The sequence below is a fragment of the Nitratireductor aquibiodomus NL21 = JCM 21793 genome (assembly GCF_000615975.1).
GTDB classification, from domain to species: domain Bacteria; phylum Pseudomonadota; class Alphaproteobacteria; order Rhizobiales; family Rhizobiaceae; genus Nitratireductor; species Nitratireductor aquibiodomus.
This window is the reverse complement of sequence record NZ_BAMP01000036.1, coordinates 1-16166: the sequence shown is the minus strand read 5'-3', so window position 1 is coordinate 16166 and position 16166 is coordinate 1. Positions and strand designations below refer to the sequence as shown.

Here is a 16166-nt window from a genome sequence, read left to right as displayed (position 1 = left end):
GACACGCCATGCTGATCGACTGCCCGCATTGCGGCCCCCGCGACCTCGCCGAATTCTCCTACCAGGGCGACGCGACGCGCACGCGCCCTGATCCCGCTTCCACCGATACGAAAGCCTGGCTCGACTATGTCTATAACCGGCCGAATCCGGCAGGGCTGCACCGCGAATACTGGCAGCACGCCGGGGGATGCCGCGCGCATCTGGTGGTGGAGCGCGACACGCTGACACATGAAATTCGCTCGGTCGCCTTCGCCAGAAGTGCGGACAGCGGAGACGCCGCATGAGCCCCCGCCGCACCAGAACGGGCGGGCTGATAGACCGCGCCCGCACCATTCGCTTTACGTTTGATGGCGAGAGCTACACCGGTCATGCCGGAGACACGCTGGCCTCGGCGCTTCTCGCCAATGGCGTTTCACTCGCAGGCCGCTCGTTCAAATATCATCGCCCGCGCGGTGTCTTCAGCGCCGGTATCGACGAACCGAACGTGCTCGTGACGCTGTTGCGGGAAGGCGTGCGCGAGCCCAACATTCCTGCCACGCAGATCGAAATCTATGACGGGCTGCGTGCGGAAAGCCAGAACCGCTTTCCCTCTCTGGCATGGGATCTTGGAGCGGTAAACCAGCTCGGCGGTCGACTGATCGGTGCGGGCTTCTACTACAAGACCTTCATGGGCCCGGTGATCGGGCCACTCAAGGGCACGCGCTTCTGGATGATGTGCGAACATTTCATCCGCTGTGCCGCCGGTCTTGGCAGAGCCGATTACGAGGCTGACCCCTCGCGCTACGAGCGGGTGAACGCCTTCTGCGACGTTCTGGTGGTGGGCGGGGGCATCGCCGGCCTGATGGCAGCCGAGGCTGCTGCAAAGGCCGGAAAGCGCGTGATCCTGGCCGAACAGGAACCGCAGACCGGCGGCTTCGCCCGCTGGTCGGACGAGACCCTCGACGGAAAACCCGCCCATCAATGGGTGGCGGAGCTGACGGAACGGCTCACCCGCTTCGACACTGTACGTCTCTTACCGCGCACTGCGGTCTGGGGCTATTATGACGGCAACACGCTGGCCGCGCTTGAACGCGTCCACGATCATGTGGCCCGCACGCCGAAGGGACACGCGCGCCAGCGGCACTGGACAATCCGTGCCCGCGACGTGGTTCTGGCGACGGGCGCACTGGAACGCCCCATCGTCTTTCCCGGCAACGACCGTCCCGGCGTCATGCTGGCCGGCGCCACGCGCCGCTATGCCACAGAATTCGGCGTTCTGCCCGGAAACAGAACCATCTTCTTTACCAACAATGACAGCGCCTACGAGGCTGCGGTTGCTATCAAGCGCGCTGGCGGCCATATCGCAGCCATTGTCGATGTGCGTCCACGGATCGGTGATGCGGCCACCGCACTTGCCACCGAGGCGGGCGTAGTGCCGCTGACCGGTCGTGCCGTCGCCGGCACAAAGGGCAGCCGTGCGTTATCCGGAGCACTTGTTCAGGCGTTCGACGCGGAAACGGGCAGGCTTTCGGGAGAAGCACGGCCACTTGAATGCGACAGTCTCGCGGTTTCCGGTGGCTGGCAGCCGGTGCTTCATCTGGCAAGCCAGGCGGGCGCGAAGCCGGTCTGGGATGAGGATAAACAGGCGTTCCTGCCCCCCGAGCCAGCGCAACGCTGGACGGGTGCCGGCGCATTCCTTGGCAAATTCAGCTCGGCCGACGCGCTGGCAAGTGGCCGCGATGCGGGCCTGAAATGCGCCGGCAAGCGCCCATCCCGCGCCAGACTACCTGAAATAGCGCCCGAAGCGCTCAATCCTGCGCCAGCGCCGGTTCTTGAAATTCGCGGCAGGGGCAAGGCTTTCGTTGACTTCCAGCACGATGTGACCGCCGACGATGTGCGGCTCGCGCACCGCGAAGGTTTCGTCAGCGTCGAGCATCTTAAGCGCTACACGACGCTCGGCATGGCGACTGACCAGGGCAAGACCTCGAATGTCCCGGGGCTGGCCATTATGGCCGCAGCCCGCGGAATCACGATCCCCGAGGCGGGCACAACGCGGTTTCGCCCGCCCTACTCCCCGGTGGCCATCGGTGCTTTGGCTGCGGAACGCTATGGCGATCTGAAGCCCGAGCGCTTCACCCCCATGCATGACTGGCATGTGGAACACGGCGCCGAGATGACCCCGGCGGGTCTCTGGCACCGCCCGCTGGTCTACGCAAGTGCTGGTGAAACGGTCGAACAGGCTTACATCCGCGAGGCAGCGGCGGTGCGCCGCTCCGTGGGCATTGTCGATGTCTCCACACTGGGCAAGATCGCGGTCAAGGGCCCCGATGCCGCCACCTTCCTTGATCGCGTCTACACCAACACTTTCTCCACGCTGAAAGTGGGCAAGGCCCGCTATGGTCTGATGCTGCGCGAAGACGGCATCGCCTTCGACGACGGCACCACCTGGCGGCTCGGCGAAACCGATTTCCTGATGACCACAACCACCGCCAATGCAGGCGCGGTGATGCAGCATCTGGAATATTGCCTCGACGTTCTCTGGCCCGATCTCAGAGTGCACCTGACCTCGGTGACGGACCAGTGGGCGGGCGCCGCGATCGCCGGCCCGCAGGCCCGCGCAGTGCTGGAGCGCTGCGTGACGGGGACCAAAGTCGACAATGAGACGCTGCCCTTCATGGGCATTGTTCATGGCCAGATTGACGGTGCGCTCGTCATGATCTGCCGCCTCTCCTTTTCCGGCGAACGCGCCTATGAGGTTTATTGCGGCGCCGGTCATGGGCAGCATGTGTGGGAAGCGCTGATGGAAGCAGGCGAACCCTTCGACATCACGCCATACGGCATGGAGGCGCTTGGCGCACTGCGCATCGAGAAAGGGCACGTGACAGGCGCCGAGATCGATGGCCGGACCACGGCCCGCGATCTTTATCTCGACTGGATGCTGTCCAAGAAAAAGCCGTTCATCGGTTCGGGCCTGATGGACCGCCCTGCCCTGATCGACAGGAACCGGCTGCGGCTCGTCGGCATCGTCTCGCTCGATGGCCAGAAGCTCGGCGGCGGCGCGCATCTGGTAGAGCGCGGCAGTTCAGATGAGCCGGGAGAAAGCATCGGTCATGTGACGGCCTATTGCTACTCACCGGCTCTGCAGAAATACATCGGCCTGGCGCTCGTCAGGGGCGGCAAGGCGCGCCATGGAACGCGGGTCCTGCTTTCCGATCCGCTACGCCGGCGCTTCGGTCAGGTGGAGGTCGTCAGCCACCATTTCTTCGATCCGGATGGGGAGCGCATGCATGGTTGAGCGCGCATCACCGCTGGGCGGCGGTTTCCGCCCCGGCTCCCATGGTGACTTCGCCGACGGAAACGGCGTCACGATATCCGAAGTCTTGAAGGGCTCGATTGTCGAGGCGAATGCCTGGCCCGGCAAAGAGAAAGCACTGGCAGAAAGCATTTCCGCCACCTGCCGTCTCACGCTTCCGGCCTTGCCCGGAAACGGCGCTGCCAGCCGCGAGGGCACCTGCGCCTTCAACATCGGCCCCGGCCGGTTTCTCGTAAGCGGGATGGATGAAGCTCTGGCAGGGGATATCATTGCTGCCATTGGCGACGAGACCGGCACCGTGACCGATCTCTCCCACGGGCGCACGGTTCTGAGCATCGAGGGTCCGCGGGTGGAATGGGTTCTGGCCAAGCTCTTCGCGCTGGACTTCAGCCTGACTGCCTTCCCGGTCCATGCCGGCCGGGCGACGGCGCATCACGATGTGTTCGTGCAAATCCAGCGCCGGGGCGAGAAACGCTTCGAGTTCTACGTTTTCCGCTCGTTTGCAAGAGCTTTTGCCAAAACGCTTTGCCGGGCGGCAGAAGATGTGGGCTATACAATTAGATAGGTTCGGAAGATAGGCCCGGCGCGGCGACACCGGACCTATCGGCCGGTTCGCGGAAGCCCCAGACGAACCGACTTGATCGTCCGGGAGGCAGCTCGCACCTCCCGGCATTTTTGTCAGCCATTGTCGCGTCGGGTGCCATCTCAGCCGGCGGTTCGCCCGGACGCATGTCACCGCGCGGTCCACCGCTGTGGTCGCGCTTGTGATGCATCATCTTTCCATGATGCCCACCGCGCCTGTCGGCCATCTGGCGGAACCCGCGGCGCATTTCGCGTTGGTCGACCTTGCCGTCATCATTGGCGTCCATGAGTGCAAAGCGCTTCGCCTGCTGGCTTTCGATCTCGGCGATGGTGACGGTGCCATCACCGTCAATGTCGAGGCGCTGTGCGGCACGCTTCGCCCGGCGCTCGACGATGCGCTCCGTGACCATGTCCTGAAGCTCGGTTTCGGAAAGCACCCCGTCACCATCCGCATCGGCGGCCTTCAAACGTTCAAGACGCACTGCGGAAAACTCTTCAATGGTGATGCTGCCGTCACCGTCTGCATCAAGACGGGCAAAGCCCCGCATCGTCTTGCCGCCTTTGCCTTTCAGGCGCTCGCCGGCAGCCTGGGGCACAGCCTCGTCAGAAGAAGCCTCCTGGGCGATGGCGGCAGAACCGGCGATCAGGCTCAGAGCCATGGCCGACAAAAGGATATTGTTCTTCATGTCTGTCTCCTCGTAGGGGCGCCGCAAGGGAAGCGGCAGGGAACGAAGAGACCTTGGCCGATCGCACATTACGACGACCTTGCCGGGAAATTACAATTTCGTAAGCAACCGTCGGTGCGGAGAACAGGCTTAGTGTCTGAATCAAAAAGCGCCAGGCCGCGGCGAGAATGGCGGTTTTCGAGCATCGGAGCGGAGCGTACATGCGGTACGTGAGCACCGAAGCGCAGGAAAACGCCATTTGCAGCCCGGTCTGGCGACTTTTGGATCAGACACTTAGCGAACGAAGGAGACGAATTCCTCCAGCGGCGCACGTTCGCTGCGCAGTGCGTTTTCCGGCTTCGAGACATCCTCATGGCCGAGCGCCATGCCGCAGACCACGATCTCCTCGTCGGGAATGCCGAGGATCGGGCGAATTTGCCTGTGGTAGGGAGCGAATGCCGCCTGCGGACAGGTATGAAGATCACGCCCCCGCGCGGCAATCATCACCGATTGCAGGAACATGCCGAGATCGACCCACGAGCCCTTGTTCAAACGGCGGTCGATGGTGAAGATCAGGCCGACTGGCGCATCGAAGAAGGTAAAATTCCGGTCGTGCTGGGCACGCATGCGCTCCACTTCGCGCCGGCCGATGCCCAAAAGGCTATAGAGCGCATAGCCCACCGCACGGCGCCGTGCGAGATAGGGCTCGAAAAACTTGTCCGGATAATATTTGTACTCGTCCCACTCGATCTTTTCCGGACGTACGCCGGAAGCAAGAATCGCGTCGGACAGCGCCCCTTTGCGCTCACCGGAAACCACATAGACCTTCCAGGGCTGCATATTGGTGCCGGAGGGGGCGCGCGCGGCAACGCGAAGAATATCCCTGATCGTCTCGTCGTCGACCGGGCGCGGCAGAAAGGCCCGCACGGAGCGACGTGTCAGCATCGCCTCGTCGACAATCTCCGCAGCAGACAGTTCGTTCTTCTTCTCAGGGGCCAACATGCCGCCATCCTTCCTGGAAGTCTCAACGGATCTGCGACAGGCCCCCTGCATCAATATCGCAATCCGTTCAGGACCAAATGCACTCATTCACTATGCTGTTCTCACGCCGGTCGATTTGCTACAAGGCCGACCAATGCGCCGGTCCTCGTAGTCGAAGGACCTCTCTTTTTCAAGTCGAATGCCAAGATCGCCCCTGGAGCCACCAATGCCAAAGCCCTCATCCCGCATTTCAGGCATCGTCCCGTCCGGCAAAAATGGCTGGGAAATCCACTTCGCCGCCATGACCCGAAAGCAGGCCGGCGGCAGGGTCATCATGCTCTCGGTCGGCGATCATGATTTCGACACGCCGGAGGGAACGGTCGAAGCCTGTGTCGAAGCAGTGCGGGGCGGGCATCACCATTATACCCAGCTTCCCGGCCTTCCCCGTCTGCGGGCGGCTCTGGCAGCGCTTTCGCAGGAATGCACCGGCACAGAGACCAGCCCTGACGAGATCATGGTCACCATTGGCGGCCAGGGCGCGCTTTATGCTGCCTTTCAGGCAGTGCTCGATCCCGGCGCCCATGCCGTGATCGTCTCGCCCTACTACGCCACCTATCCAGGCACGGTGCGCGCAGCCGGCGGGCGCTATACGGAAATCGAAACCCACGCGGAAAACAATTTCGAACCGAGCCTCTCAGAGATCGAGGCGGCACTTGAAGCCGATACACGCGCGATCCTGATCAACTCGCCGAACAATCCCACTGGAGCGGTCTACTCCCGTGAAACCATCGAGCGCATTGCAGAGATCTGCCGCGAACGCGACCTGTGGCTGCTCTCGGACGAAGTCTACTGGACGATCCGCTCCGAAAAGGAGCACATCTCGCCTCGCGCCCTGCCCGGCATGAAGGAGCGGACGCTGGTTATCAACTCGCTTTCGAAGAGCCATGGCATGACCGGCTGGCGTGTCGGCTGGCTGACGGGCCCCGCCGGGATGATCGCCGTGATGACCAACCTCAATCTCGTCGCCACCTATGGACTGCCCGATTTCACCTCCCACGCGGCCATTGCCGCCGCAGAAAACGGCTTCGGCCTGCGCGAGATCGCGGAGCTCTACACGCGTCGTCGCGAAGCGTTTCTCGATGCCATACGCGGCATGAACGGCGTGATCGTGCGCGGCTCGGAAGGCGGCATGTATGTCATGCTCGACATCCGGGCCATCGAAGAGGATTGCGAAAAGTTCGCCTGGGATTTCCTCAACGAGGAAGACGTCGCGGTGTTACCCGGTGCCAGCTTCGGCAACGCGGCCAGGGGGCATATTCGCATTTCCATGTGCCAGGACGAAAAAACCCTGCGCGAAGCCGCAAAGCGCCTGCAGCGTTTCATCGCGGCCCGGCTCGACAAATCAGGGCAGACCGCAGCCGCCGGCTAGATCGCCGTGCGTCCATCCAGACGCATAAAGGACGATCCAAACCATTGATGGAGCATCGGAACAATCCGAAAATCGGATTCCACTTTTCGGTCCGATGCTCTAAGCCGCAGCATCACGCCTTTCTTTCTGGCAGACCTTTGCGGTCCGTCTCCGCCAGATCTTCGAGCTCCGCTTCGCTCATGGTCTCATACATTTCCTTAGATGCGCCCTGAAGCTGGGATTTGGGCATGTCGCCGCGCTTCGCCGCGAGCGCGGCACCTGCCGCCTTTTGCTGCGCCTTGGATTTTGCCGGCATTCTTACCTCCTCTGGCTTGCCGCCCCGGAGAATAAGGCTTCAGAACCGGCAGGGTTCCCGTTTTCTTTCAGGTCACCGGCAGTTTCACCCAGTGCGGGTCCGGTGCGAAGCGATCGCCATATTTCTCCTGCAGGCGTTCGAGGACGGCGATGATCTCCGCGAATCCGCGGGCGCGCGCATATCGCAGCGGCCCGCCACGAAACGGCGCAAAGCCCGTGGCGAAGATCATTGCCCCCTCAAGTATTTTCTCGTCGCCGACAACGCCTTCCCGCAGGCAGGTCACACAGGTGTTGAGCATGGGCAGGACAAGCCGGTCAGTCATGGCGGGATGCGGCGCGAGACGCTGCCCGCTCTTCCGGGGCTCGCCATTCCGGTCGTATTCATAGAGCCCCCGACCCGCCTTTCTGCCGGTTCGCCCTTCCGCAACCATCGTCTCCAGCCAGCCGGGCACATCCGGCAGCGGCATGTCGAGACCGGACTTCATGGTTCGGGCCACTTCGAGGCAGATGTCCAGACCGACACGGTCGGCAAGCTCGATCGGCCCCATCGGCATGCCGAACGAGACGGCCGCCTGATCGATGGTTTCCTTGCGCACACCCTCGTCGAGCATCAGGAATGCCTCGGTGATGTATGGCGTCAGGACACGGTTGATGAGGAAGCCCGGCGAACTTTTCACCGGTGCGGGAAGCCTGTCGATGGAGCCGCAAAAAGCCGCCAGCCGCGCCTGCGCCGCATCCGAAACCTTGTCATACGCGACGACTTCAACGAGTTCCATACGCGCCACGGGATTGAAGAAGTGCAGCCCCAGCAGCCTTTCAGGAAACGGAACACCCGTGCGCAGCTCGCTCAGGGGAATGCTTGATGTGTTGGTCGCAAGAAGCGCACCCTTCTTCATAAGCGGTGCCACTGCCTTGAAAACCTTGCGCTTTACCTCAGCCTTCTCCGCCACCGCCTCGATCACAAGATCGGCCTGCCTCACACCGTCGCCCGCAAAATCCGGTATCAGGCGGTCGAAGGCATCGCGCCGGTCAATCTTGCTGTAGAGGCGTTTGTCGAACAGCTTGCCGGCCCGGCCGATTGCGGCGGCAAGCGCCTTTTCATCGAGATCGGTGAGTGTCACACGCAGGCCGCGCGCCGCACACCATGAGGCGATGTCACCGCCCATGGTACCGGCGCCGATGACATGAACATGGGCAATGCCGCTCTTCCCCTTGCCCCCGACCTTCAGAGCCTCGCGCAGGAAAAAGACGTGAATGAGGTTCTGCGCTGTCTCACCGGTCAGCAGACGCGAAAAGGAGCGGATTTCCTCCTTCTGCATCACCTCTTTTTCCCCGCCGCCGTGCTGCTCCCACAGATCGATCAGTTGATGGGGCGCAGGGTAGTGCTCCTGCGGGGCGCGTTTTGCGGCCATGGAACGCATCTTCCGCGCGGCGATGCCACGAAAAAGCGAAAAGCCACTCAGCCCGGCGCTGCGCAGTGGCCGTTTCAGTTTTCCGCTGATGGCTGCCTTAACGGCATTGCCGACGTGTCGCTCTTCGATCACGGCATCGACAAGCCCGAGCGCCTTCGCCTTCCCGGTGTGAACGGATTTGCCCGTCAGCATCATCTTCATGGCCTCGACGGGGGCAATCAACGCTGGCAGCCGGAATGTACCGCCAAGACCCGGGTGAAGCCCCAGAAGCACTTCGGGAAAGCCGAACACTGCGCCTTCGACGGCGATCCGCAACCTGCAGGCGAGCGCCAGTTCAAGCCCGCCACCAAGACAATGGCCGTGGACAACCGCCACCGTCGGCATCGGCAGGGCCGCCAGCCGGTCGACGATTTCATGCGCCCGCGTCATACGGGCTTCAACCGCTTCCGTCTCGCTCACACCTGAAAAATCACGAATGTCAGCACCGGCAATGAAGCCCCCGGCTTTGCCGGAGCGGATAACCAGCCCCTTGGCCTGCATCGTTTCGATCGTATCCAGCAGGGTTTCCAGCTCAGCCATGACCGCTTCGGAAAGCGTGTTCGTGCTCTCCCCGGCGCGGTCGAGCACAAGCCAGGCAATCGCATCCGCGTCCCTTCGCAAAGACCAGTGCGTGGTTTTGGCGACTTCTTTCGTGTTCGCACCGAGCGAAAGTCGGTTCTGAGCGAGATGCTCACGGGCGGATATCTTTCCAACAGCCATCAGACCACCTCCACCAGCATCGCACCGCCAAGGCCACCGCCGATGCACTCGGTCGCCACGCCGCGTTTCTCTCCACGCTTGCGCATGGCGTTCACGAGGTGAAGCACGATCCGGTTTCCGCTGGTGCCCACCGGATGACCGAGGCTTATCGCCCCTCCATCCACATTCAGGCGTTTCCGGTCGATGCGCCCGAACGGTTTTTCAAGTCCGAGAACGTCGCGGCAGTAATCCGCATCCTCCCACGCCGCAAGGCAGGCAAGCACCTGCGCTGCGAAAGCCTCGTTGAGCTCCCACAGGTCGATATCGTCACGGGCGAGCTTGTGGCGTTCAAGCAGGGCGGTCGAACACAGCGTCGGTCCCAGCCCCATGATCGATGGATCGAGGCCCGACCACGCACTGTCGACAATCTGCGCCAGCGGCGTCAGCCCGTGCTTCTTGACCGCGCCTTCAGATGCGAGAACGACCCATGAGGCCCCGTCGGTAATCTGCGAGGAGTTGCCTGGCGTCACGCTGCCGTAGGGTTTTTCGAAAACCGGCTTCAATTTGGCCAGCCGCTCCATCGACGTGTCGGGGCGAACGCCGTCATCGTGTTCATAAAGCACGCCTTCACGCGTCACGGCGGGGATCACCTCCCCCTTCAGCGCACCATTCTTCTGGGCCCTCGTCAGACGTTGATGGCTTTCAAGCGCGTAGGCGTCCGCCGATTCCCGGGATATGCTGAAGATGTGGCCGATCTTTTCCGCGGTCTGCCCCATATTGAGCTGGGTAACGGGGTCGGTCAGCCCACGCTCGAGCCCGATCACAGGTTTCAGCATGCGCATCCTGAACGCGCCCAGAGCGGACAGTTTTTCAGGCAGTGACCTGGCGAAGGCGAATCGGCCGAACCATGCCGCCCCCTCCTGCGGCCACACCAGCGGCGCGTGCGAGAGCGCTTCCGTGCCTCCGGCCAGGATGAGATCCGCCTTTCCCGACTGAATGGTTCGGAACGCGGTATCGATCGACTGCATGCCCGAACCGCAATTGATCTGGACGGTGAAGGCCGGCATCGCGTCGCCCATGCCAAGCCGCAATGCGGCAACCCGCGCAGGGTTCATTTCGTCGGCGATCACATTGACGCAGCCCAGGATGACCTTGTCGAAACTTTCTGGAGAAAACGGCTGCCTGGCCAAGAGCGGCCGTCCGCACTGGACGGCAAGATCCACCGGCGTAAACGGTCCCGGCTTCCCCCGCGCTCTGAGGAACGGGGTCCGCGCTCCATCGACGATAAATACCGGTCTCTCCGCAGCCGACCGGCCGGGCGCTGCGCCGCTGGCGCGGCGGTGCCTTGCGGGTCTCACTCTTCTGCTTTCGGGGCATTTGTGCCATTCAACACACACCTCTCCTTACAAACCAGACGATGAGCGATTGTTCAGCCCTGCTGCGGCAGTTGAGCACCATTGTCATTGAAGACACAACCGTTCGGGCTTTTCCTAGTTCCCGATTCGGCTTCATTCCCAATAACGCCGGCTTTAAGCCACAATTGTCTGGCCACACCCGATAAGCCACATTGGCCGCGCCAGCGGTTTGTGGTTTAACCGCACTGTTTTGCAGCATACGGGCGGCGGGCGTTAACGTCACGGCAAGGTTGGTGACCGACACTTCGGCTCGAGAATGGGAGACGGGTTTGAGTGGAATCGACGCGAAACCGTCGATGGGTCGGCGTTTGCACGGGCCGTTGCTGCTCGCGCTCATGCTTGCCTTTTCGCCGTCCCCTGCCAGCGCCTTCGAGCTGTTTGGCATAAAGCTTTTTGGCAAGGACAAGGCTGCCGAAGAGCCCGACACGATCGGCGAACCGTGGAACTACACCGTTGAGTTCGTCCTTCCCTATGGCGCAGACGATACCGAAAAGAAACTTAAGGGTGCCTCGTCCCTCTGGGCGGACCGGGAGAAGCCGGCCTCGGGCGCAGCCGGCCTGATCGTCAAGGCGCGCAGCGATTACCGCCGCCTGCTGAACACGCTCTATGGTTCGGCCCTCTATGGTGGCTCAATCAGCATCACCATCGACGGAAGGGAAGTATCCGAACTGCCCATCGACGCCGACATCGCCAATCCGGCCAGTCTCCGCGTTGCCGTCGATCCCGGTTCGGTGTTCCATTTCAGCCAGGCACGCATCGTCAATCAGGCACCGCCGCCCCTCAACCGAAACGACCGCGTGGAAGACCCCGCAAAGGAAGGTTTCCAGACCGGCGAAGTCGCAGCATCCGGAACCATCCTCAGAGCCGGACGCCTCGCCGTCGAAGCGTGGCGGCACCAGGGGCACGCGAAAGCCGAGATCGTGGAGCGACGCGTCACCGCCGCACATGAAAGCAGGACCGTTGACGCCATCCTCACCGTCGAGCCCGGACGCCGCGCCGCTTATGGCGCCGTCACCGTCAGCGGCACGGAACGTATGGACCCCGCTTTCGTTGCGCGTCAGACCGGTCTCGTGCCCGGCCGCGAATACGATCCCGACGATCTGGAACGGGCCCGCAAGCGGCTGTCGAAGCTCGACGTCTTCCGCTCGGCCCGGATCGAGGAAGCAGACGAGATCGGCGCCGACGGCATTCTGCCGCTCGCCGTCATCGTCCAGGAGCGCCTGCCCCGCCGCTTTGGTGTCGGCGGCACCTATTCGACGCTCGACGGGCTCGGCGTGCAGGCCTACTGGATGCACCGCAACCTCTTCGGTCGCGCCGAACGGCTGCGCATTGAAGGTCAGGTTTCCGGCATCGGCAACACATTCAATCCGGAGGACCTGACATACCGCGTGGGTGCGACCTTCATCAAACCCGGCGTCTATACGCCCGACACGGACTTCCAGGCGTCGATCTTCGGCGACCGTGAGGTTCTTGAGCGGTATACGCGCACGGCGGTCAGCGCCGAGTTCGGCTTCAGGCACGAATTCACCGAAGAGCTTTCAGGAAGCCTTTTCGCCAATGCCGGCCGCGCCCGTTTCGAAGACGATTTCGGCACACGCGATTTCACCACAGTCGGGCTCGCAGGCACTCTCACCTATGACAGCCGCGACAACCCCGCGGACGCCACCGAAGGCTATTTCGCCGAACTGTCGCTCGAACCGTTCTACGAGATGGAATACCGCAACCTGGCTGCCCGCATGCTTCTGGAGGGCCGTGCCTACTACGATTTCGGCAGCGATGGCCGCTTCGTCCTGGCAGGACGCGCCAAGATCGGTGCGCTGGTTGGCGCCCCGATTGACGAGACACCGCCAGACAAGCTGTTCTTCGCCGGTGGCGGCGGTTCGGTGCGCGGGTATGCCTATCGGAATATCGGCGTCGAAACGGCGAACGGCATTGCCGGCGGCCGCTCGCTGATGGAGGCCTCCGCCGAACTGCGCGCCCGCATCACCAGTTCCATCGGTGTCGTCGGCTTCGTCGACGCGGGCACCGTGGGCTCCGAATCCTTCCCGGACTTCTCCGAGGATGTGCGGATCGGCGTCGGCGCCGGTTTGCGCTATCTTACCCCGCTCGGCCCCGTGCGCCTTGACGTCGCCGTCCCCCTCGACAAGCGAGACGGCGACCCGGGCGTCGCCTTTTACGTCGGAATAGGACAAGCGTTTTGATCCGCTTTTTCGCAGCTCTGACCCTGTTGTTCGTCCTCCTGCCGGCCATGGCGCAGGATACACCCAGCGAGCGCACGCCCGATGAGGAGCGGTCATTCTTCACGCGCCTCCTGGAGGATCAGCTCTCCACGCCGAACCGGCAGATCCGTATTTCCGGCATTTCCGGTGCCCTCTCGTCGCAGGCAACCATCGGTGAAATCACCATTGCCGACCGCGAAGGCATCTGGCTCCGCATAGGCAATGCCTCGATCGACTGGAGCCGCTCCACGCTTCTGCTTCGCCAGCGCCTTGAAGTGCAGAGGCTTGCTGCCGAAACCATCGAAGTGATGCGCCGTCCGCTGCCGGAAGAAGGCCTGCCTGCTCCGGAGTCGCGCTCGTTTCAGGTCCCCGAACTGCCTCTGGCGGTCAATCTGGAACAGCTTGAAGTCGAGCAGGCAATGTTCGGCGAGGAGGTTTTCGGGCTTGCCGCCGAGCTCTCGCTGAATGGCGCGCTCAGGATCGAGAGCGGGGCGCTCGATACCGATTTCGATGTCCAGCGCCTTGACGGCCCCGGTGGCCAGTTTGCGCTCAAGGCTGCGTTTTCCAACGAAACCGAAATCCTCGATCTTGATCTGGTGCTCGACGAACCTGCGGATGGTGTGGTTGCCAACCTTCTCAACGTCGAGGGGCGCCCGCCGCTCAAACTGACCCTCGCCGGCAGCGGCCCGCTCAGCGCGCTCGACGTGAAGCTTGCGCTTGAGGCGGATGGCGTGCCTGCCTTCGGCGGCACGGCGCAGTTCCGCGAGCGCGATGAGGGGCTCGGCTTTTCCGCACGTCTTGCCGGCTCCATCCGACGCCTTGTGCCAGTCCAGTTTCAGGATTTCTTCGGTGCGGGAACGCGCATCAACGTCAACGGCGTCTCGAAGGATGGCGGCGGGATTCTGCTTGAGAATTTTCAGGTCTCCAGCGCATCCATGCGCATTGAGGCCGCGGCTGAAACCGGCAGCGACAACTTCCTGACCGCTCTCTCGCTGAGCGCCGGGGTGGCCAATCCGGCGGGCGAGCGCGTTCTGCTTCCCGTCGCCGGCGGACAGACCTCGCTGCAGTCGGCGAAGCTCGACATCACCTTTGGCGAAGCGGGTTCCGAGCGCTGGAACGGCAAGCTCGAGCTGGACGGGCTGCAGACCGCCGAATTCGCCGCCGGGCGCACGGTCCTGACGATGGGCGGGCTCGCCCAGAACCTTGACGACCCGCTTTCACGCCGCGTCAGTTTCGAGATCGACGGCGGCCTCTCGCAGATCACCGCCAAGCAGGCGAAGATCGCCGAAGCGCTCGGCGATGCGCTGACGATTACCGCACGCGGCGACTGGCTGGCCGGGAACCCGGTCATGATCGAAAATGCCAGCGTTTCCGGAAACGGTCTCGAAACCGCCCTCACCGGCCAGATTGACGACTTCGCCTTCACCGGTGACATCAAGCTCGGCGCTTCCGACATCGCCCCCTTCTCCGGTCTTGCGGATCAGGCGCTCGGTGGCGCGGTCGACCTGACCGCAAGCGGCACGGTGCGCCCCATCAGCGGCGCCTTCGATCTCAATCTCGACGGCACCGCAACCGATCTGCGCATAGAAAACGAGGTCGCGGGAAATCTTCTTGCCGGCACCACACGCATCGAGGGCGGTGTTGCCCGCGGCCCCGAAGGACTGACCGCCCGCAACCTGCGGCTCGCCAACGATCAGTTTAGCATGCGTGCCGACGGCACCTTCGCATCTGGTGCCGCAAACTTCCGTTTCGACGCCGCGCTCGAGGATATGGCACTTCTTGCAAAGAATGCATCCGGCCCTCTGTCAGCCACGGGACGCGCCGAGGGTGGTGAGGGGCGCATCAATCTGACCTTCAAGGCAGACGCGCCACGCGGCAGCCTTTCCGGCCGCGATCTCAGCGAGGCCACGCTGGGCTTCGACGGCCAGCTCGAAGAGCAGGTTCTGACCGGCACGATAGACGGCAATGCCTTTCTCTCCGGTGAGCGTGTCGACCTTGCCGGCCGGCTCCTTCTCTCGCCCGAGCAACGGCAACTGACCGAACTCGCATTTCGGGCCGGCAGCGCGACCGCCAGCGGCAACATCATTCAGGATGTTCGGAAAAACCTTATCGACGGCAGAATAAGCATCGATGCCGCCGACGTCTCGACCGCCGCGGCCCTGTTTCTGCGTGAGGCGACCGGCAGTGTGAAGGCCGATCTCTCCCTGTCACAGGTTGATGATCGTCAGATCGCCGACGTCAACGCCACCATTCGCGATCTGGAAATCGAACAGACGCGGGTTTCGAGCGCCACGGTTGCGGCCACTGTGGAAGACCTCTTCGGCGTGCCCGCCGTCGTGGGCTCCATCAATGCGCAGGACATCAGCGCCGGCGGCGTGGACATCGCCCGGCTTGAAGCCACCGCCCGCCAGAATGAGGGTGCCACGGATTTCGAGGGCAAGGCCCTTCTCGACCAGGGTACGCAGCTTGAAGCCCGGGGCGCGCTTGCGCCCGAGGGCAACGGGTATCGTGTCCGGCTCAACCGCCTCGGCCTCGAGCAGGGCGCGGTTCAGGCCCGGCTCGTGGAACCCACCTCCCTCCTCGTGGAAGGAAGCGCTTTCACACTCGATCCGCTGGCCATCGATGTCGCGGGCGGGCGCATCACCGCCGGCGGCCGTGTTGCCGATGTTCTCGATCTGGCGGTCAGCCTTGAGCAGGTGCCACTTTCCATTGCCAACACGATCCAGCCCGCCCTCGGCCTCGGTGGCACGCTTGACGGCACGGCGGACATCAAGGGCACACGCGAAAGGCCGCTTGTGAATTTCGACGTCGACGGGCGCGGCATCACCTCCCCGGTCCTCGCGCAGGCGGGCCTCAGCACGCTGACGATAGACGCGACAGGAACGAGCGACGGCAATCGGCTGAATGTCGACACCAGCGTCACCAGCCTGAAGGGTTGAACGCGGCTGCACGCGGCACGGTGCCCTTCGATGATGGCCAGCTCTCCATGGATGTGGCACTCAAGGCGTTCCCGCTGGCATCCCTGAACCGGGTCGTGCGCGGCCAGGACCTTTCCGGTCAGGTGACGGGCAGCGCCCGCGTTACCGGCAGGCTCGCAGCGCCGCAGGCGAGCTTCGATATGCGCGCAAGCGGCCTGCGG

12 protein-coding genes are annotated in these 16166 nt (G+C 63.2%); 7 read left to right on the top strand and 5 right to left on the bottom strand.

Translation table 11 applies throughout. The features are described 5' to 3' along the window. The first annotated feature begins 8 nt into the window (after window positions 1-8). Genes JCM21793_RS11690 through JCM21793_RS11680 form a run of 3 tightly spaced genes read left to right on the top strand, consistent with a single transcriptional unit; the run spans window position 9 to window position 3857 of the window. Window positions 9-284, top strand: coding sequence for a sarcosine oxidase subunit delta (locus JCM21793_RS11690; protein WP_007007790.1), 276 nt, complete (start codon window positions 9-11; stop codon window positions 282-284). Next, a complete protein-coding gene (locus tag JCM21793_RS11685) occupies window positions 281-3274 on the top strand; it encodes a sarcosine oxidase subunit alpha family protein (RefSeq protein WP_025030489.1) in 2994 nt (997 codons plus the stop codon). Before JCM21793_RS11690 ends, JCM21793_RS11685 begins: the two co-directional genes overlap by 4 nt. Beyond that, the gene (locus JCM21793_RS11680) at window positions 3267-3857 is read left to right on the top strand and encodes a sarcosine oxidase subunit gamma (RefSeq protein ID WP_025030488.1); all 591 of its coding nucleotides are present in this window, start codon (window positions 3267-3269) and stop codon (window positions 3855-3857) included. The genes JCM21793_RS11685 and JCM21793_RS11680 overlap by 8 nt, the downstream gene beginning before the upstream one ends. Here the strand turns inward: JCM21793_RS11680 and JCM21793_RS25505 are convergent. Next, window positions 3850-4560 (bottom strand): EF-hand domain-containing protein, encoded by a 711-nt coding sequence (locus tag JCM21793_RS25505; RefSeq protein WP_025030487.1) that lies wholly within the window; start codon window positions 4558-4560, stop codon window positions 3850-3852. The two genes, JCM21793_RS11680 and JCM21793_RS25505, sit on opposite strands and share 8 nt — an antisense overlap. Window positions 4561-4833: 273 nt before the next feature. Then, window positions 4834-5541: a nitroreductase gene (locus tag JCM21793_RS11670; RefSeq protein WP_007007786.1), complete on the bottom strand. Its 708-nt coding sequence runs from the start codon at window positions 5539-5541 to the stop codon at window positions 4834-4836. Between the two features lie 205 nt (window positions 5542-5746). Between JCM21793_RS11670 and JCM21793_RS11665 the strand changes: the two genes are divergently transcribed. Further along, a complete protein-coding gene (locus tag JCM21793_RS11665) occupies window positions 5747-6949 on the top strand; it encodes a pyridoxal phosphate-dependent aminotransferase (RefSeq protein ID WP_025030486.1) in 1203 nt (400 codons plus the stop codon). A gap of 112 nt (window positions 6950-7061) precedes the next feature. Here JCM21793_RS11665 and JCM21793_RS11660 read toward each other — a convergent pair whose 3' ends face one another. The 3 genes from JCM21793_RS11660 to JCM21793_RS11650 form a co-directional block, all read right to left on the bottom strand. Further along, window positions 7062-7244: a DUF3008 family protein gene (locus JCM21793_RS11660; RefSeq protein WP_025030485.1), complete on the bottom strand. Its 183-nt coding sequence runs from the start codon at window positions 7242-7244 to the stop codon at window positions 7062-7064. 67 nt (window positions 7245-7311) lie between these two features. Next, on the bottom strand, window positions 7312-9414 hold the full coding sequence (locus tag JCM21793_RS11655; protein WP_036540204.1) for a 3-hydroxyacyl-CoA dehydrogenase NAD-binding domain-containing protein: 2103 nt from the start codon (window positions 9412-9414) through the stop codon (window positions 7312-7314). Beyond that, on the bottom strand, window positions 9414-10679 hold the full coding sequence (locus JCM21793_RS11650) for an acetyl-CoA C-acetyltransferase (RefSeq protein WP_036540209.1): 1266 nt from the start codon (window positions 10677-10679) through the stop codon (window positions 9414-9416). Before JCM21793_RS11650 ends, JCM21793_RS11655 begins: the two co-directional genes overlap by 1 nt. Window positions 10680-11104: 425 nt before the next feature. Here JCM21793_RS11650 and JCM21793_RS11645 point away from each other — a divergent pair, with 425 nt between their 5' ends. From JCM21793_RS11645 to JCM21793_RS28240, 3 genes are all read left to right on the top strand, one after another. Then, on the top strand, window positions 11105-13009 hold the full coding sequence (locus JCM21793_RS11645; protein WP_025030482.1) for an autotransporter assembly complex protein TamA: 1905 nt from the start codon (window positions 11105-11107) through the stop codon (window positions 13007-13009). Further along, a complete protein-coding gene (locus JCM21793_RS25500) occupies window positions 13006-15966 on the top strand; it encodes a translocation/assembly module TamB domain-containing protein (RefSeq protein ID WP_051556172.1) in 2961 nt (986 codons plus the stop codon). The genes JCM21793_RS11645 and JCM21793_RS25500 overlap by 4 nt, the downstream gene beginning before the upstream one ends. After that, window positions 15963-16166 (top strand): hypothetical protein (locus JCM21793_RS28240; RefSeq protein ID WP_155983426.1); only part of this gene is annotated, 204 nt, incomplete at its 3' end. The genes JCM21793_RS25500 and JCM21793_RS28240, both read left to right, overlap by 4 nt.